At 50.5% G+C, this 17,052-nt stretch carries 17 protein-coding genes, 1 tRNA gene and 1 pseudogene; 10 read left to right on the forward strand and 9 right to left on the reverse strand.

What is annotated here, in order from left to right:
- The coding region (locus CRG49_RS01685; protein WP_157807891.1) for an IS3 family transposase at nt 1-430 on the forward strand (430 nt) is incomplete at its 5' end.
- A 73-nt stretch (nt 431-503) separates the two neighbouring features.
- Here CRG49_RS01685 and dut read toward each other — a convergent pair.
- Nucleotides 504-956: a dUTP diphosphatase gene (dut, locus tag CRG49_RS01690; protein WP_095501699.1), complete on the reverse strand. Its 453-nt coding sequence runs from the start codon at nt 954-956 to the stop codon at nt 504-506.
- Nucleotides 957-1,062: 106 nt separating this feature from the next.
- On the opposite strand from dut, the gene pdxH reads away from it, so the two are divergent.
- From pdxH to CRG49_RS01705, 3 genes are all read left to right on the forward strand, one after another.
- Nucleotides 1,063-1,695: a pyridoxamine 5'-phosphate oxidase gene (gene pdxH / locus CRG49_RS01695; RefSeq protein ID WP_095501698.1), complete on the forward strand. Its 633-nt coding sequence runs from the start codon at nt 1,063-1,065 to the stop codon at nt 1,693-1,695.
- Between the two features lie 249 nt (nt 1,696-1,944).
- On the forward strand, nt 1,945-3,075 hold the full coding sequence (locus CRG49_RS01700; RefSeq protein ID WP_154143276.1) for a pseudouridine synthase: 1,131 nt from the start codon (nt 1,945-1,947) through the stop codon (nt 3,073-3,075).
- An 82-nt stretch (nt 3,076-3,157) separates the two neighbouring features.
- Nucleotides 3,158-4,084, forward strand: a complete 927-nt coding sequence (locus CRG49_RS01705) for an aldose 1-epimerase (protein ID WP_095501697.1) — start codon at nt 3,158-3,160, stop codon at nt 4,082-4,084.
- A 71-nt stretch (nt 4,085-4,155) separates the two neighbouring features.
- Here the strand turns inward: CRG49_RS01705 and rlmB are convergent, their stop codons facing one another.
- The 4 genes and pseudogenes from rlmB to CRG49_RS01725 all read right to left on the reverse strand — a co-directional run bounded on the left by rlmB (nt 4,156) and on the right by CRG49_RS01725 (nt 7,825).
- Nucleotides 4,156-4,905: a 23S rRNA (guanosine(2251)-2'-O)-methyltransferase RlmB gene (rlmB, locus tag CRG49_RS01710; RefSeq protein ID WP_095501696.1), complete on the reverse strand. Its 750-nt coding sequence runs from the start codon at nt 4,903-4,905 to the stop codon at nt 4,156-4,158.
- A gap of 163 nt (nt 4,906-5,068) precedes the next feature.
- Nucleotides 5,069-6,787, reverse strand: a complete 1,719-nt coding sequence (locus CRG49_RS01715) for a phospho-sugar mutase (protein WP_095501695.1) — start codon at nt 6,785-6,787, stop codon at nt 5,069-5,071.
- A 92-nt stretch (nt 6,788-6,879) separates the two neighbouring features.
- Nucleotides 6,880-7,179, reverse strand: a complete 300-nt coding sequence (locus CRG49_RS01720) for an AzlD family protein (protein WP_095501694.1) — start codon at nt 7,177-7,179, stop codon at nt 6,880-6,882.
- Nucleotides 7,176-7,825 (reverse strand): annotated as a pseudogene (locus CRG49_RS01725) (AzlC family ABC transporter permease). The gene CRG49_RS01720 and the pseudogene CRG49_RS01725 overlap by 4 nt, the downstream one beginning before the upstream one ends.
- A 362-nt stretch (nt 7,826-8,187) precedes the next feature.
- Here CRG49_RS01725 and modA point away from each other — a divergent pair.
- The 6 genes from modA (at nt 8,188) to lepB (ending at nt 14,120) form a co-directional block, all read left to right on the forward strand.
- Nucleotides 8,188-8,931 carry a molybdate ABC transporter substrate-binding protein gene (modA, locus tag CRG49_RS01730; RefSeq protein ID WP_095501693.1) on the forward strand — a complete coding sequence of 248 codons (744 nt, stop codon included), beginning with the start codon at nt 8,188-8,190 and terminating at the stop codon, nt 8,929-8,931.
- A gap of 66 nt (nt 8,932-8,997) precedes the next feature.
- Nucleotides 8,998-9,672: a molybdate ABC transporter permease subunit gene (modB, locus tag CRG49_RS01735; protein WP_095501692.1), complete on the forward strand. Its 675-nt coding sequence runs from the start codon at nt 8,998-9,000 to the stop codon at nt 9,670-9,672.
- Nucleotides 9,672-10,334, forward strand: a complete 663-nt coding sequence (locus CRG49_RS01740; protein WP_095501691.1) for a sulfate/molybdate ABC transporter ATP-binding protein — start codon at nt 9,672-9,674, stop codon at nt 10,332-10,334. The genes modB and CRG49_RS01740 overlap by 1 nt, the downstream gene beginning before the upstream one ends.
- Nucleotides 10,335-10,504: 170 nt before the next feature.
- Nucleotides 10,505-11,206 (forward strand): 5'-methylthioadenosine/adenosylhomocysteine nucleosidase, encoded by a 702-nt coding sequence (locus tag CRG49_RS01745; RefSeq protein WP_095501690.1) that lies wholly within the window; start codon nt 10,505-10,507, stop codon nt 11,204-11,206.
- A gap of 134 nt (nt 11,207-11,340) precedes the next feature.
- Nucleotides 11,341-13,134 carry a translation elongation factor 4 gene (gene lepA / locus CRG49_RS01750; protein ID WP_095501702.1) on the forward strand — a complete coding sequence of 598 codons (1,794 nt, stop codon included), beginning with the start codon at nt 11,341-11,343 and terminating at the stop codon, nt 13,132-13,134.
- A complete protein-coding gene (gene lepB, locus CRG49_RS01755; protein WP_095501689.1) occupies nt 13,134-14,120 on the forward strand; it encodes a signal peptidase I in 987 nt (328 codons plus the stop codon). The genes lepA and lepB overlap by 1 nt, the downstream gene beginning before the upstream one ends.
- Nucleotides 14,121-14,179: 59 nt before the next feature.
- On the opposite strand, the gene CRG49_RS01760 is transcribed toward lepB, so the two are convergent.
- The 4 genes from CRG49_RS01760 to CRG49_RS01775 form a co-directional block, all read right to left on the reverse strand.
- Complete coding sequence (locus CRG49_RS01760; protein ID WP_095501688.1) at nt 14,180-15,064, reverse strand: DMT family transporter; 885 nt, start codon at nt 15,062-15,064, stop codon at nt 14,180-14,182.
- Between the two features lie 148 nt (nt 15,065-15,212).
- Nucleotides 15,213-16,199, reverse strand: coding sequence for a malate dehydrogenase (locus CRG49_RS01765; RefSeq protein WP_095501687.1), 987 nt, complete (start codon nt 16,197-16,199; stop codon nt 15,213-15,215).
- A gap of 161 nt (nt 16,200-16,360) precedes the next feature.
- Nucleotides 16,361-16,669: a hypothetical protein gene (locus CRG49_RS01770; RefSeq protein ID WP_095501686.1), complete on the reverse strand. Its 309-nt coding sequence runs from the start codon at nt 16,667-16,669 to the stop codon at nt 16,361-16,363.
- A 169-nt stretch (nt 16,670-16,838) separates the two neighbouring features.
- Nucleotides 16,839-16,915, reverse strand: a tRNA-Pro gene (locus tag CRG49_RS01775).
- Nucleotides 16,916-17,052: the final 137 nt, after the last annotated feature.

Raw genomic sequence — 17,052 nt, forward strand, 5'->3', positions numbered from 1 at the left:
GTACTTATCACCGATATTGGATGTATTCAATCGTGAGATAGTGGCTTATGAGCTCAGTAGAAAGCCGGACAGCAAGATGGTGATGCAGATGCTGGATAAAGCATTCGGCCGTCTGAACGGACAAACGCCGCTGCTGCATTCCGACCAAGGTGTGCTTTACCGAACCCAGGCTTATCGGGAAAAGCTGGCCGAGAAAGGCATTGTGCAAAGCATGTCGCGCAAAGGGAATGGCTGGGACAATGCACCGATGGAGAGTTTCTTCGGGACATTGAAGGTGGAGAGCTTCTATCAGGAAGGTGTGTTATCGGTGACAGAATTGACCAAAGTGATAGATGATTACATACGTTACTACAATTATGAACGTATTAGTTTGAATTTAAAAAAGCTGAGTCCTGTGGCTTACAGAACCCAGCTTGAACAGGCTGTTTGAGAAAGATTATTAACTTGTCCAAGAATTGGGGGACAGTTCACATGGGTTTCAGACGGCCTTTTAAATCATAGATTTAAGCTTTACCGGTACTGCCGAATCCGCCTTCGCCGCGTTCGCTGGCGGCAAATTCGTCCACCACTTTAAACGCCGCCTGAGTCACCGGCACAATCACCATTTGCGCGATGCGTTCCATCGGTTCGATGGTGAATGCGGTTTGGCTGCGGTTCCACACCGACACTTTCAATTCGCCCTGATAATCCGAGTCGATTAAGCCAACCAGATTGCCCAGCACAATGCCGTGTTTGTGGCCAAGGCCGGAGCGCGGCAGCAAGACGGCGGCGTAGGCAGGGTTGGCCAAATGCACGGCCAAGCCGGTTGGCACCAGATAGGTTTCACCCGGTTGCAGCGTTACGGCTTCGTCTAAACACGCTCGTAAATCCAAGCCGGCAGAGCCGGGGGTGGCGTAGGCGGGCAGCTGCTCGGCCATTTTCGGGTTTAAGATTTTCAGTTCGACTTCTGTTTGCATGGTTTTTCTCGCATGGATATTTTTCAGACGGCATTATAACAAATAACAAGCTTGAGGCCGTCTGAAAAAAAAGCGTATCATTAGAGTAAACCACAGGAGAACCATCATGGATCTGCACAATATCCGCGAAGACTACAGCAAACGCGAGCTGTCGGAATCAGAGTGCGACAGCAACCCCATTACCCAATTTGAACAATGGCTGCAAGAAGCTATGCATTCGCAGGTCAACGAACCAACAGCGGTGAACGTGGCTGCAGTCGGCGAAGACGGCCGCCCCAACAGCCGCATGGTTTTGCTGAAAGAAGTGAACGCGCAAGGTTTTGTCTTTTTTACCAATTACCACAGCCGCAAGGGTAAATCGTTTGCCGTCAACCCATTTGCCGCGATGACGTTTTTCTGGCCGGAATTGGAGCGCCAAGTGCGCATTGAAGGGCGCATTGAAAAACTGGACGCCGCTGCTTCTGATGAGTATTTCGACAGTCGCCCTTACACCAGCCGCATCGGGGCATGGGCGAGCAATCAGAGCGAAGTGATTTCCGGTAAAGCCATGCTGGTGGCGAAAGCCGCGGCAGTTGGCGCGAAACACCCGCTGCATGTACCCCGTCCGCCACATTGGGGCGGCTATATCGTGATTCCCGATCGCATTGAATTTTGGCAAGGTCGCCCGAGCCGTTTGCACGACCGCATTCAGTATCGACTGGAAAACGGCGTGTGGGTGAAAGAGCGTTTGGCACCTTGATGGGCTTGAGTTTCACAATGGGGATGAATGGCTGAAATAAGTTGTGTTCAGACGGCCTTTTCTCAATTAAAACCAACACAAATTCAATAAAATAGGGTAAAATCGCCGTTGATATAAAAGGCCGTCTGAAAGCGCTTATTTTTCAGACGGCCTCAGTATTCCCCCAGTATTTATTGTTCAACCATCCTGCCGCATGTGCCGCAGAAGAACCGTTGTTTTCAACATATCCAACGTGTTAGGAGATTCATCATGGCCAAAAAGCCGACCAGCAAGCGCGAATGGCGTGACGGCGTGTCCACCGCCGCCAAAAAGCCCGCCAAGAAAAGCGTATCGTTCAAAAGCAAACCGAAAGCCGAATCCGGCTTTAAATCCAAATCACAAGAAACCGAATTCAAAGGCGGCCGCCGTGCGCGCGGTGAAGCCGTTTCAGACGGCCTGAAAACAGGCAAAAACGCAAAATCAAGTTTCCGTGACCAAGCGACCGAGCAAAATCCGCGTGCGCCGAAGCAGCGTGCATCCAAGGCGAAAAAGCTGATGGTGCGCAATCCGAACCAAAAAATTATGGAACACGCACGCGATTTGAAAGAGCGCCGCAGCGATTTGTCGCGCTTCGAGCCGGAGCGTTTGCAAAAAGTGCTGGCCGCTTCGGGCGTGGGTTCACGCCGTGAGATGGAAGAATGGATTACCAACGGCTGGGTGACGGTCAATGGCCGCGTGGCCGAATTGGGCGAAAAAGTCACGCCCGATGACCATGTGACGGTGAAGGGCAACGTCATCAAGCTGAAGTGGGCCGACCGTTTGCCACGCGTTATTTTGTATTACAAACAAGAAGGCGAAATCGTGTCGCGCGACGACCCGCAAGGCCGCGTGAGTATTTTCGACCGTTTGCCGCAAGCAGCGAGCAGCCGTTGGGTGGCGATTGGCCGTTTGGACATCAACACCAGCGGTTTGCTGATTTTGACCACTTCAGGCGAATTGGTGCAGCGTTTTGCCCACCCGAGCTTTGAAGTCGAGCGCGAATACGCCGTACGCGTGTTGGGCGAATTGAGTACCGAGCAAATGCGTATGCTGACGCAAGAAGGCGTGATGCTGGAAGACGGTTTGGCCAAAGTCGAGCGTATTTACGAGCAGGGCGGCGAGGGCATGAACAAATGGTATAACGTGGTGATTAAAGAAGGCCGCAACCGCGAGGTACGCCGCATTTTTGAAAGCCAAGGTTTGACCGTGAGTCGTTTGGTACGCGTGGGTTTTGGCCCGATTGGTCTGCCGAACCGTTTGAAACGCGGCCAGTTTTACGAATTGAACCCAGCAGAAGTCGCCAACATCATGAAATGGGCGGATATGCTGCTGCCGGGTGAGTACCGCCGACGCCGTTCGTAAGTAGTTGAGTGAAATCGATGCCGTCTGAATGTCTGTGAAATGATTTTCAGACGGCATTTTGTGTATGGAGAAATGAGCGAAGATGTTCAGCCTTGATTTATCGGAAGAAACCATTGTATTAACCTACAGCGGCCAACGTCGCGCCGAAATTTACACCTTTGGCGCCTTGCTCAACCGCTATGAAATCCTGCAGCCTGACGGCACTTGGTTCAACACCATCAAAGGGCATCAATCGCCAGAGCAATGCCGCCAAATGCTGACCGATGGTTTTCACAGCGCCAAACTCAGCCCGTTTGCCTGTCGCGTGCGGCATGGTAAATATGTGTTTGACGGGCAGCATTATCAGCTTGAGGGCAAATTTCAGGCAGCCGGCCACGCGTTGCACGGTTTGATATATGACTGTGATTTTGTCATTGTCGATAGTGGCGCGGATGCGCAATCGGCTTGGGTAGAGCTGGCGGCAGATTACCGCCAAGATGACAGCGGCTATCCTTTTGCCTATCGCCTGAATATTGTGTACCGATTGGCTTCAGACGGCCTGAGTGTCACCACGCGCGCAACCAACACCGGCAACCGCGCCATGCCGCTGGCCGACGGCTGGCATCCTTATTTCACTTTGGGCGGCAAGGTGGATGATTGGACGATGCAGCTCAACAGCAGCGAGCGGTTGGAATTCGACCAAGATTTGGTCGCCAACGGCAATATCCTGCCCGATACCCGCTTTCAGATGGCCTTGAGTATGCAGGGCATCACGCTGGACAACAGTTTCGTGTTGACTGATTTTAACCAACCGGCTTGCGTGTTGAGCGGTGAAAAGCTGCAACTGCGCATTTATCCGGATTCACGCTATCCGTATCTGCAAATCTATGTTCCGCAGACACGCGATTCGATTGCTTTGGAAAACTTGAGCGGTGCGCCGGACAGTTTCAATAATGGCTTGGGCTTGCAGGTATTGCAGGCAGGGGAAACGCAGGCGTTTGCTACGCGCTATGTGTTGTCTTTATTGTAGGAATGCGTTTTGAAATTCCAATAAAAAATGCCGTCTGAAAACATTTTCAGACGGCATTTTGATGTGTAGGTTTACTGTTCTGCTTTCAACACCCGCTGACGGCGTGTTTCGCTCAACACCATACCGGCGGATACCGACACATTCATGCTCTCGACCGTGCCGAACATTGGAATCGACACCAGCATATCGCAATGTTCGCGCGTCAGTCGGCGCATGCCTTCGCCTTCGTTGCCCATCACCCATGCCACGCTTTCGGGCAGGTCGGTGTGGTACAAATCGGATTGGCCGCCCATATCGGTGCCGACAATCCAAATGCCGTATTCTTTCAATTCGCGCAAGGTGCGTGCCAAATTGGTGACGGTAATGTAAGGCACGGTTTCGGCCGCGCCGCAGGCCACTTTGCTGACAGTGGCATTCAAGCCCGCGCTTTTGTCTTTGGGTGCAATTACCGCATGCACACCCATGGCATCAGCGGTACGCAGACACGCGCCGAGATTGTGTGGGTCGGTAATGCCGTCGAGCACCAATAAAAAGGCCGGTTCGCGCAGGTTTTCCAATACGTCTTCCAAGTGGACGTGGTTTTTAGACGCGTCGATAAAGCCGACCACGCCTTGATGGCGCGCGCCTTTGGCGATGGTATCGAGACGGCTGGCATCGGCAAAATGCAGGCGCACGTTTTCGGCGGCGGCTTTTTCCAACACTTCGCGTGTGCGGGCATCGTTTTTGCCTTCTTGAATGTAGAGTTCGGTAATGGATTTCGGGTTTTGCCACAAGCGGGCGTTAACGGCGTGAAAGCCGTAAATCAATCTTTGGTTGGCCATTGTTTTACTTAAGAAAATGTTTCAGACGGCATTATACGGGATTTGCGTGTCGGCGCGTGAAAATTGTGGTGTAGAAGCATAACAATTTGAATCGATAGATAAGCAGAAGGCCGTCTGAAAATTGATTGTTCAGACGGCCTTGTTGTCGAAAAATCAAACCCAATCAAGCAATAAAGGCTTTGATTTCTTTATACATTTCTTTGAACTTGCCTTCAGCTTCGTTCATGCTGCTGCCGACGGCTGAAATGTAGAATTTGATTTTCGGCTCGGTGCCGGAAGGGCGCACGGCTACCCAAGAACCATCGGCCAAGTAGTATTTCAAAACATTGCTTGGCGATGTGTTCAAAGCAGTAACCTTGCCGTCTGAATCGGTGGCGGTTTGCGCTTGGAAATCTTCTACTTTGATGATGTTTGTGCCGTTAAACTGCTTCGGCGCGTTGGCACGGAATTTGTCCATAATCGCTTGGATTTCTGCCGCACCGTCGATGCCGGTCATGGTGATGGAAATCGGTTTGTCGAAATAATAGCCGTATTCGCGATAGATTTCGTCAAGACCATCGGCCAACGTCATGCCGCGCGAGCGGTAGTAGGCGGCGATTTCTGCAAACATCACTGCGGCTTGCACCGAGTCTTTGTCGCGGGCGAACGGTTTGATTAAATAGCCGTTGCTCTCTTCAAAACCGAACAAATAATCATAAGCTTGCGTGCGCTCGAATTCGGCGATTTTTTCGGCCACGAATTTGAAACCGGTCAAAACATTGAATACGGTCACGCCATAGCTTTCGGCGATTTTGCCGACAAGTTCGGTGGAAACGATGGATTTACAAATCGCGCCGTTTGTTGGCAGTGTACCGGCTTGGCGGTGGGCTTTCAAAATGTATTTCGCCATGACCGCACCGATTTGGTTGCCGGTTAAGGTCAAGTAGCTGCCGTCGGCTTGGCGGATTTCCGCGCCCAAGCGGTCGGCATCGGGGTCGGTGCCGAGCAGCAAATCAGCGCCGACTGCTGCGCCCAGTTTTTCGGCCAAAGCAAACGCGGCTTGGCTTTCGGGATTTGGCGAAGGTGCGGTGGTGAAGTTTGGATCGGCGATGGCTTGTTCTTCAACCAGTTCAAACGACTCAAAACCGGCTTGCTTCAAGGCGCGGCGCACCATCATTTCACCGGTGCCGTGCAGCGGGGTATAGACGATTTTCAGGTCTTTGCCGTGTTGGGCAATCAATTCGGGATTGATGGTGACGGTTTTGACGGCGGCCAAATATTTTTGGTCCATCTCTTCGCACAGCAGCTTGATTTTGCCGTCGGCTTTGGCGGCCTCGAAATCGGCCACTTGAATGGTGAACGGATCTTCGACGGCGCGGATGAGCTTGGTCAACGCCGCAGCATCATCTGGCGACAATTGGCCGCCGTCTTCGCCATAGACTTTATAGCCGTTGAATTCAGCCGGATTGTGGCTGGCGGTAATCATGATGCCGCCGGCGGCTTTGAGTTCGCGCACGGCAAAGGATAATTCAGGGGTCGGGCGCAAGGATTCAAACACATACGCCTGAATGCCGTGTTGCGCCAACAAAGCAGCGGAATCAAAGGCAAATTCTTGCGAAAAATGGCGCGAATCATAGGCAATCACCACGCCGGCGTTTTTTGCGGCTTCGCCTTTGGCGGCAATCAGTTGGGCAAAGCCTTCGGTGGCTTGGCGCACCACATAGCGGTTGATGCGGTTGATACCGGCGCCGATGACGCCGCGCATACCGGCAGTACCGAATTCCAGCGGGGCATAGAATGCGTCTTCTTTGGTTTTTTCATCCATGTCCGACAATTCTTGTTTTAAGAAGTCGGGCATGTCGGCAAAATCCAACCATTTTTGATACGTTTCTTGATAGGCCATCTGAATCATCCTTTGAGGGTAATAAACGGATTATGAACAAGATTATACGTGATTGCGACGCGATGCGTGCGATAAACCGATATACGGCAGCATCAACGCATCAAGTAGCCGAGTATGCCCGATGAAGCCACGCCGATGATGACGGTAACCAACATCGAAAAACGGCTGGCGGCCAAGACGGTCAAAGCAATGGCAATCAGCTCATGCGGTTTGTCGGACACAAAATACGGCGCAATCACCGAAATCAACACACAGCCAGGCGCGGCTTCCATTACTGCTTGCGCGCGTTTGCTCAAGGTGCGGTTGCGTAGGGCGAAAAAGCCGATAAGGCGGGTGGAATAAGTCACGCACAACATGGCGCAAAAAAGCAGGAAGGAATCAAGCGTAATCATTCTTGTTCCCCTAAGAGATAGGCGGTGAGTAAGCCCGATAATGCGCCGGCCGGTACATACCAAGGGCCGTCAATACTCAAGCAGGTAATGCCCGCCACAATCAGGCTGACAAACCAAGGTCGCGCTGCCGAAAAGCTCTTCCACAAGCCGCGCATAATCACCAAAAATACCGCCGGAAACGCCATGCCGAAGCCCCACGCAGCCACATCGCCGAACATCGGGCCGACCGCCGCGCCGATGGTGGCAAACAAAATCCAAGTGGTGTACATAATGAAACACGTGCCGCCGTAATAGGCAAAATTAAAGCCGCTCAAACCGGCCGCTTTGCGTTTTTGTGCATCGGCCAAACCCAGTGCCCACGATTCGTCACACATAAAAAACAGCGACGGCAACACTTTTTTCATCGGCGCATTTTTCATATAGGGCGCATAAGCCGCCCCCATCAAAATATGGCGCGAATTGATCATAAGGTTACGCTGGCAATCAGCAGAATTGGCAGTGGATGCGTCCACAAATCAACCGCAGCAAATTCCGAGCCGCCGGCAAAATTCATCCCCGTCATCAGCATCATTTCCAGCCAACTCATGCCTTTTTGCCCGCCTTGTACGCCCAAAATAATCGCCCACGGCAATAAGCCAATGAGCATGGGCGAGCAGTCTTTAATGCCGCGTAAAAATTCTTGTTTGGGGGAAGCCATCATGGTGTGGGGGAACATTTCAATATTAAAAAGGCGCATTATACACTCATTGATTTTCAGACGGCCTGAGACCTTTGCAAAATCCCTATCTTTGGCACATTTCTTCGTTGTGCGCTGCTCGAAAGCTTACCTATCTAAGTGATATGTCTTCGCTTTCTGCGCTGCTACAACTTTGAACTGTACTCAAATCTAGGGTTTTGCAAAGGTCTCGGTCTATTGAGATATTAACTGAATGAATTAGTTCTTTATGAGTATAAAAGGGTATTGGGAGAAGTGGTACAACAACGTTTTTTATCCATCGGGTAGGCCGTATGAAAATCCCTTATGCCTTTTTGTTGACTTGTTTTGTTGCAAGCCAAGTATCCGCGGCGGAAATCACTGTATCCGCTGCCGCGAGCCTGAAAGATGCGTTCAACGACATCATCACGCGCTATCACAAACAATATCCGCAAAGCAAAATCAAGCTGAATACCGCCGGTTCAGGCGCATTGTTGCAGCAGGCAATACAGGGCGCGCCGGTGGATGTATTGGCGTTTGCCGATGAAGTCACCATGAATCAGGCGCAGCAGAAAAACGTGATTGATGCGGCCAGCCGCAAAACGTTTGCGCTCAATGACTTGGTGATTGCTGCGCCGAAAAACAGCCGATATGCGGTCACGAAACTCAGCGATTTACAAAGCCGACAGTTCGGCCGCATCGCCGTAAGCAATCCGGCCAGCGTACCGGTCGGTCGTTACAGCAAAGCCAGCTTGGAAAAAGCCGGTTTGTGGGCAGGTTTGCAGCCGAAAATCATCACCACGCAAAACGTGCGCCAATCTTTAGATTACATTGCACGCGGTGAAGTCGATGCCGGTTTTGTCTACCGAACCGATGCGGTGTTGATGAGGGACAAGGTCAGAATCTTGGCAACCGTGCCGACACAAAACCCCGTGTCTTACCCGATTGCGGTGAGCAAAAACGCCAAACAAGCGGCGGAAGCGAAGCGGTTTGTGCAGTATGTGTTGTCGGCGCAAGGGCAGGCGGTGTTGAACCGTTATGGTTTTAGAAAGCCTTAATATTTTGAATGAAAAATAAAACAGGCCGTCTGAAAGCATATTTTTCAGACGGCCTTGAATCCATCTATGAACGAAACCTTACTCACTACCTTATTCCTTTCGCTCAAAATCGCCGCAACCGCCACGCTGTTGAATACTGTGTTGGCGGTGGCGGTCGGCTTTACTTTGGCGCGTTGGCGTTTTATCGGGCGCAATGTGCTGGATACGCTGCTGACTCTGCCGATGGTGCTGCCGCCGACGGTGCTGGGCTATTATCTTTTGGTCGCATTCGGCCGCAACAGCGCATTCGGCGTGTGGCTCAAAGACACGTTCGACATCAACCTGATTTTTACATGGCAGGGCGCGGTGATTGCGGCGATGGTGGTGACGTTTCCGCTGATTTTCAAACCGGCACGGGCGGCTTTTGAAGAAGTGAATCCGCAATTGGAGCAGGCGGCGCGGGTATTGGGCTTGAGTGAAGCGGCGGTGTTTTTCCGCGTCAGCCTGCCTTTGGCGTGGCGCGGCATTTTGGCCGGTATTTTGTTGGCGTTTGCCCGTGCCTTGGGTGAATTTGGTGCGACTTTGATGATTGCCGGCAGCATTCCGGGGGAGACGCAGACTTTGTCGATTGCGATTTATGAAGCGGTGCAGGCTGGAGATGAAGCGTTGGCCAATGGTTTGGTGGTGCTGGTGTCGGCGGTGTGTATCTTAATTTTGCTGGCTGCCGGACATTTAATGCGCGTGAAATACGGGAGAAAATAATGCTGTTTGATATTGAATTACACAAAACGCTGCCGTCGTTTGCCTTGAATGTCGCCCTGAAATCCGAGGCGCAGCGTATCGTGATTTTAGGTGCATCCGGTTCGGGCAAAAGCCTGACCCTGCAATTATTGTCTGGGTTGATTCAGCCAGATAGCGGCCATATCCTCCTCAATGGCGAAACATGGTGGGACGAGCGCACAAAACTGAATACGCAAGCGCGCAAGGCCGGCTTGCTGTTTCAAGATTATGCCTTGTTTCCGCATTTGACCGTGGCGCAAAATATCGACTTTGGTTTGAAAACAGGTTGGCGTAATCCAAGCAAAAGGCCGTCTGAAAAAGCGCAGTATTGGTTGCATTTACTTGAATTAGCGCGTATTGCCGACCATTATCCCAACCAAATTTCCGGTGGGCAAAAACAGCGCACCGCTTTGGCGCGAATGCTAATTACCGAGCCGAAATTATTGCTTTTGGACGAGCCGTTTTCCGCATTGGATGCCCAATTGCGCGAACACACCCGCCACGAAGTATTGGCCTTGCAGCAAGCGGCTGGCGTGCCGATGATTTTGATTACCCACGACCGCGCCGATGCCGAAGCCTTGGGGCAGGAAATTTGGCACATGGAAAACGGGGTGTTGGAGTTGGAGAAAGAGTATTCATATTAAATGATGAATGGAATAAAAGAGCTCAGGCCGTCTGAACGGATTTCAGACGGCCTTTGAGGTATCAATGTTAAAGAATCGGCATAACCTCGCAGGCGCATAGTGGTTTATCCATTATTTAGGAGCGGTACTTTGCGTTATAATCCACGCAAATCATTTAGAAAGGCAGAATCATGAGCATGAACACAGTGGCCGTTATCGGTGCGATGGCGCAGGAAATTGAATTATTGAAAACGCGTATGGACGACATTAAAGCACATCAATTCGGTAAATTTAATGCCTATGAAGGTACGCTCAACGGCAAGCGCATGGTGTTGGTGTTGAGCGGAATTGGTAAAGTCAACGCCGCAATCGCCACCGCATGGGTGATTCATCAGTTTCAACCCGATTGTGTGATCAATACCGGCAGCGCGGGCGGCTTAGGTAAGGGTTTAAAAGTTGGAGATGTGGTGATTGGCGAGCGCGTGGCGCATCATGATGTGGATGTGACCGCATTCGGCTATGTGTGGGGACAAGTGCCGCAGCAACCTGCTGTGTTTGAAAGTGATGAACAATTAATGGCCGTAGCCAAAGATGCCGCGCAAGCATTTGAACACGCCCAAGTCAGCCGTGGTTTGATTGTCAGCGGCGACCAATTCGTCCACAGCAGCGAGCGTGTGGCGGAAATCCGCGGTCATTTTAATGATGTGCAAGCGGTAGAAATGGAGGCAGCCGCCATTGCCCAAGCGTGCCATCAATTGAATACGCCATTAGTCGTGATTCGAGCGGTATCCGATTCTGCCGATGAAAAAGCAGATATTAGTTTTGAAGAATTTTTGAAAACTGCGGCAGTGAGTTCGGCGAAGATGGTGATGGAGATTGTCGCCAAGCTTTAAAAACCCATGCAAAAACAGTAAATTTCCGCTAAAATACACAGCTATTTTAATTCTATTTGGAAGGCCGTCTGAAAGCTTACCGTGTTTTTTCAGACGGCCTTTTGAGCCATCGAACTTCTCATCAAAATAACCACATGAAAAATATCCGAAATTTCTCCATTATTGCCCACATCGACCATGGCAAATCAACGCTGGCCGACCGTTTCATTCAGTATTGCGGTGGTTTGGAATTGCGTGAAATGAGCACGCAGGTGCTGGATTCTATGGATATTGAAAAAGAGCGCGGCATCACTATTAAGGCGCAAACTGCGGCTTTGAGCTACAAAGCGCGTGATGGCCAAACTTACCAGCTCAACCTGATTGACACCCCGGGACACGTTGACTTTTCTTACGAAGTGTCGCGTTCGCTGTCTGCTTGCGAAGGCGCGCTGTTGGTGGTGGACGCGTCGCAAGGCGTGGAAGCGCAAACCGTGGCCAACTGCTATACCGCCATTGATTTGGGCGTGGAAGTGGTGCCGGTGTTGAACAAAATCGACTTGCCTGCTGCCGACCCTGAACGTGTGGAACAAGAAATTGAAGACATCATCGGCATCGATGCCATTGGCGCGGTGCAGTGTTCGGCCAAGAGCGGCTTGGGCGTGGAAGATGTGTTGGAAGAAATCGTGGCCAAAGTGCCGGCGCCGGAAGGTGATGAAGATGCGCCTTTGCAAGCGATGATTATCGACTCGTGGTTTGACAATTATGTCGGCGTGGTGATGTTAATTCGTATCAAACAAGGCCGTCTGAAACTCAAAGACAAAGTGCGTTTCATGAGCACCAAAGCCGAAACGCAGGTTGAGCAATTGGGCGTGTTCACACCGAAATCGGTGCAAAAACCGGAATTGAAAGCCGGTGAAGTGGGCTTTTTGATTACCGGTATTAAAGAATTAGGTTCGGCCAAAGTGGGCGATACCATCACGCTGATGGCCAATCCTGCTGCCGAGCCGCTGCCGGGCTTCCAAGAAGTGCAAAGTCAGGTATTTGCCGGCTTGTATCCGGTGGAAAGCCACGACTACGAAGCCTTGCGCGATGCCTTGGAAAAACTCCAACTCAACGATGCGGCTTTGAAATTCGAGCCAGAAGTGTCGCAAGCCTTGGGTTTCGGTTTCCGTTGCGGCTTCTTGGGTTTGTTGCACTTGGAAATTGTGCAAGAGCGTTTGGAACGCGAATTCGACATGGATTTGATTACCACGGCGCCGACGGTGGTGTATGAAGTGGTGATGAAAAACGGCGAAAAAATCGAAGTGGAAAACCCGTCCAAACTGCCCGACATCAGCCAGATTGAAACCATTCTTGAGCCGATTATCACCGCGACCATTCTCGTGCCGCAGGAATATGTCGGCAACGTGATGACGCTGTGTAACCAAAAGCGTGGCGTGCAGGTGAATATGCAATACATGGGTCGCCAAGTGATGTTGACCTATGATTTGCCGATGAATGAAGTGGTGATGGATTTCTTTGATAAGCTCAAATCCACATCGCGCGGCTATGCTTCTTTGGATTATCAGTTTAAAGAATTCCAAGCTTCTGACTTGATTAAATTGGATATTATGGTCAACGGCGAAAAAGTCGATGCCTTGAGCCTGATTGTGCACCGTCAAACAGCAGTACATCGCGGCCGCGAATTGGCCGCCAAAATGCGCGAACTGATTCCGCGCCAAATGTTTGACATTGCCGTGCAGGCCGCCATCGGCAGCCAGATTATCGCCCGTGAAAACGTCAAAGCCCTGCGTAAAAACGTATTGGCGAAATGTTACGGCGGTGACATCACGCGTAAGAAAAAACTGTTGGAAAAACAAAAAGCCGGTAAACGCCGTATGAAACAGGTGGGCAATGTGGAAATTCCACAAAGCGCGTTCTTGGCGATTTTGCAAGTGAGTGACAAATAATGGGTACGAATTTATTGTTTGCAGCCATCGCTGCCTTTGTGTTCGGCGTGGTGCTGTATCTGAAAAGCAGCAAAGTGCGTGAAGACAACGGCGAATGGAGCGGTGGCCTGCAATGGGGCTATCTGCTGATGATGATCGGCGTGTTCGGCGTGTTGTCGTTTTTCATGAGTTTTACCGCCGTATTGCTGGTGTTTGTGGTATTTACCGGCATTGTGTGGTTTATCCATAAAGGCCGTCTGAAAAAAGATCCTGCGCATCAAGACGAAGGCCACTTCACCGATTACATGAGCGGCTTTTTCCCGATTATCTTAATCGTGTTTGTGTTGCGCACCTTTATCGCCGAGCCTTTCCAAATTCCGTCAAGCTCGATGCGCCCGGGTTTGGTGGTGGGCGACTTCATCTTGGTGAACAAGTTTTCATACGGCATCCGCACGCCGATTATCAATAATGTGCTGATTCCAACCGGAAAAGTCGAGCATGGCGATGTGGTGGTGTTTACTTATCCGGAAAATCCGAGCATCAACTACATCAAACGCGCCATCGGTTTGCCGGGTGATATTGTTGAATATAAAGACAAAGTCTTGAGCATCAACGGCCAAACCATTACCGAGCAGTCCGAAGGCATGCAGACCTACGCTGAAAACACCCGCCAATACGGCATGGTGGATATCGAAGCCGAAGCCTTCCGTGAAAACATCGGCAGCCACAGCTTCCAAGTGCTGAAAATGGCTGAACAACCAAGCTTCCTACCGCAAGCCGTGCGCGCCAATTTTGCCCACCGCGAAAACTGCGAATACGCGCAAGACGGTTCCGCCTTTAAATGCACCGTGCCGGAAGGCCATTATTTTATGATGGGTGATAACCGCGACAACAGCGAAGATTCCCGCTATTGGGGTTTTGTCAGCGACAAACTGATTGTCGGCAAAGCATTTTTTGTGTGGATGAACTTCGGTGACATGAGCCGAATCGGTACATCGATTAAATAAAAGCTGATATGAAAAGGCCGTCTGAAATTTATTTTTCAGACGGCCTGTTGTTATGTAGATTAATCTGCTGATTTACTTTTAAGCGAGCCCAAATAAATCGCGAGCAACGTCATCGCTGCGCCCAACCATTGCAAACCATTGATTGGTTTGTCGAGCCAGAAATAGTCGATGACCAAGGCGGCGACGGGTTCCGAAAGCAGCAGCAAACCGGTAAGTGAGAGCGACAGCAGCGGAATGGCATAAGCAATCAAGCCCCAAGCGAAACACTGCATCACCACGCCGTAAATCAATACTAAGCCCACATCGCGCAAAGTGGTCGGATACAGCGCGCCCGCATCGAAAATCAAGGCTGGTAAAATCAGCGAGAATGCGCCGCCGAAGCTCAAAATCATCATTAAAGGAAACAGCGCGGTTTGTTCGATTTGATGGGTTTTGCGGATAAACACCATCGATAGAGCCAACATCGCACCTGAGGCAATGCCGCTAACAAAACCCCATACGGCATCGCTGTTGTAGCCGAATTCCGGACTGCCGATGAAGGCCACGCCGGTAATGGCAATCAGCAAACTGAGCATTTGCAGCTTGCTTAGGCGTTCGCCGAAAAAGAAAAAGCCGATGGCGGACAGGAAAAAGATTTGCAGGCTGTTGAGCAGGGTGGAAATGCCAGGGCCGACAGCGTGGATGCTTTCGTGCCACAGCGCCAAATCAAACGCAAGAAATACACCGGAGAGCAGGGCGGTGTAAACGGCTTTTTTGTTTTGCGGCAATTTTTGGCCGAAAAAGCGTGCCAAAAAGAAAAACACCACGCCGGAAATTGCCAACCGCCAAAAGGCAATGGCATACGAGCCGACATCGACAAATTTTACAATCAGGCTGCCCAAGCCGAAAATAATGCAGCCGACCACCAGCAGCGGCGCGGCATGTGAGGCGTGTCGTTCAGACATGATGTTCCTATAAATATGGAGAAATCGGGCTTTGGATTGTGCCATATTTTTGACGCAAATTGAATCATTGTTAAAGGCCGTCTGAAACAAAAAGCCGTCTGAAAAGTAGTTTCTCATACTTTCAGACGGCCTCATCAATAAATAAGGTTTATACCAAATCTTTTACCGCTTCTTGTTCTTCCAATAATTCGTTTAAAGTCAATGCAATGCGCTGTTGGCTGAATTCGTCGGATAAATCCAAGCCTTGCACAATCTGATAATCGCCATTTTCACAAATCACCGGAAAGCCGAAAATCACATCTTCAGGAATGCCATATGAACCATCCGACGGCACGCCCATGGTGACCCATTTGCCGCTGGTGCCCAAAATCCAATCACGCAAGTGGTAGATGATGGCATTGCCTGCCGAAGCCGCTGAAGATGCGCCGCGCGCTTCGATGATGGCCGCGCCGCGTTTGGCGATTTTCGGCATGTAAACGTCGGTGTACCAAGCTTCATCGTGAATCATATCGACTACCGAATCGCCATCGCTGGTGGCGTAGCGGTAATCGGCATACATGGTCGGGCTGTGATTGCCCCATACGCACATTTTTTCGACCGAAGTGACCGGGCGATTGATTTTTTCAGCAATTTGGCTGACTGCACGGTGATGATCAAGACGCATCAGTGCGCTGAAGTTTTTCTTCGTAATATCCGGTGCCGATTTCATGGCGATGTAAGTATTGGTGTTGGCCGGATTGCCCGCCACCAAAACCTTCACATCACGGCTGGCCACTTTATTCAAGGCTTCGCCCTGTGTTTTGAAAATTGCCGCATTGGCATTGAGCAAATCCGAACGCTCCATACCTTGCGTGCGCGGACGGGCGCCAATCAGAATCGCAATATCTGCCTCTTTAAATGCCACTTCCGGATCATCGGTGGCAAACACATCCAGCAGCAACGGAAACGCGCAATCGTGCATTTCCATGATGACACCCTGTAAAGCTTTTTGCGCATGTGGCAAATCCAGCAGCTGCAAAATCATCGGCTGGTCGCGCCCGAGCATAATCCCGCCGGCAATGCGGAACAAAGTCGCATACGCAATTTGTCCGGCCGCACCGGTGACCGTAATACGGATAGGGGGTTTCAAAGTCATCATCAATCTCCGCAAGGAAAACAAAAATTTAAAGAAGTAGGATTATAACAAAGAGTGATGGCAATAATGTGGCAAAAAGAGAAAATTTATTACAAAAATAGAAAAGGCCGTCTGAAAAGCAACAACAGATTGTTGCTTTTCAGACGGCCTTCATAGCATGATTATTCACAATTCAAATTTTTGACCTTTTCCGGAAAATCATGCAGCGCGATTTCACACATTTTCACGCGCTGTTTTTCATCGGCAGCAGGCAGCGATTGGCGCAAGAATGTCGTATTGCCGCTCTGAAACAATGCCTTTTTCTCACCTACCTTGCGATAACACGCTTCCGCACGCTTGAAATATTCTTGGCAAACCGGCGGCATTTCTTCCAAAGCCAAAGGCTTGTGTTTGTGCATACTGCGCGCCGAAGCAGCAGAAGCCGAAGCTGCTATGGCTGCCAACAGCAGCCATCTGAAAGCATGATTCATCATGAATTCCTTTAAACAATTAACTTCATCATTATAAAACTGTATATCTAAAAAATCAGAAGAGTGTGCATAAAGTTTGATAAAAGATAAACAAAAGGCCGTCTGAAAAATTTCGGGCGGCCAACAAACCAAAAAGCAGCCCTAAAATTAATCAGGCTGCTTTTTTAAATGGTCGGAATGAGAGGATTCGAACCTCCGACCCCCTGCACCCCATGCAGGTGCGCTACCAGGCTGCGCTACATTCCGGTTGGGAAGTAGGAATTATAAAGATTGTTGGGCGATTTGGCAAACAGGGTGGGAGGTAGATTTCAATATATGCGCTTGATGATGGAAAGCAAACTTACTTGCCGTACAGGCAAAGCTTTACTGATGGCAAGACCTTG

This window comes from Neisseria sp. N95_16 (genome assembly GCF_002551535.2).
In the GTDB taxonomy this organism is placed as follows: domain Bacteria; phylum Pseudomonadota; class Gammaproteobacteria; order Burkholderiales; family Neisseriaceae; genus Neisseria; species Neisseria brasiliensis.

What these genes read in the sequence shown, in the direction of transcription:
- dut (WP_095501699.1), bottom strand. Translation starts at nt 956, where the DNA reads ATGCAAACAGAAGTCGAACTGAAAATCTTAAACCCGAAAATGGCCGAG.
- pdxH (WP_095501698.1), top strand. Translation starts at nt 1,063, where the DNA reads ATGGATCTGCACAATATCCGCGAAGACTACAGCAAACGCGAGCTGTCG.
- CRG49_RS01700 (WP_154143276.1), top strand. Translation starts at nt 1,945, where the DNA reads ATGGCCAAAAAGCCGACCAGCAAGCGCGAATGGCGTGACGGCGTGTCC.
- CRG49_RS01705 (WP_095501697.1), top strand. Translation starts at nt 3,158, where the DNA reads ATGTTCAGCCTTGATTTATCGGAAGAAACCATTGTATTAACCTACAGC.
- rlmB (WP_095501696.1), bottom strand. Translation starts at nt 4,905, where the DNA reads ATGGCCAACCAAAGATTGATTTACGGCTTTCACGCCGTTAACGCCCGC.
- CRG49_RS01715 (WP_095501695.1), bottom strand. Translation starts at nt 6,787, where the DNA reads ATGGCCTATCAAGAAACGTATCAAAAATGGTTGGATTTTGCCGACATG.
- CRG49_RS01720 (WP_095501694.1), bottom strand. Translation starts at nt 7,179, where the DNA reads ATGATTACGCTTGATTCCTTCCTGCTTTTTTGCGCCATGTTGTGCGTG.
- modA (WP_095501693.1), top strand. Translation starts at nt 8,188, where the DNA reads ATGAAAATCCCTTATGCCTTTTTGTTGACTTGTTTTGTTGCAAGCCAA.
- modB (WP_095501692.1), top strand. Translation starts at nt 8,998, where the DNA reads ATGAACGAAACCTTACTCACTACCTTATTCCTTTCGCTCAAAATCGCC.
- CRG49_RS01740 (WP_095501691.1), top strand. Translation starts at nt 9,672, where the DNA reads ATGCTGTTTGATATTGAATTACACAAAACGCTGCCGTCGTTTGCCTTG.
- CRG49_RS01745 (WP_095501690.1), top strand. Translation starts at nt 10,505, where the DNA reads ATGAGCATGAACACAGTGGCCGTTATCGGTGCGATGGCGCAGGAAATT.
- lepA (WP_095501702.1), top strand. Translation starts at nt 11,341, where the DNA reads ATGAAAAATATCCGAAATTTCTCCATTATTGCCCACATCGACCATGGC.
- lepB (WP_095501689.1), top strand. Translation starts at nt 13,134, where the DNA reads ATGGGTACGAATTTATTGTTTGCAGCCATCGCTGCCTTTGTGTTCGGC.
- CRG49_RS01760 (WP_095501688.1), bottom strand. Translation starts at nt 15,064, where the DNA reads ATGTCTGAACGACACGCCTCACATGCCGCGCCGCTGCTGGTGGTCGGC.
- CRG49_RS01765 (WP_095501687.1), bottom strand. Translation starts at nt 16,199, where the DNA reads ATGACTTTGAAACCCCCTATCCGTATTACGGTCACCGGTGCGGCCGGA.
- CRG49_RS01770 (WP_095501686.1), bottom strand. Translation starts at nt 16,669, where the DNA reads ATGAATCATGCTTTCAGATGGCTGCTGTTGGCAGCCATAGCAGCTTCG.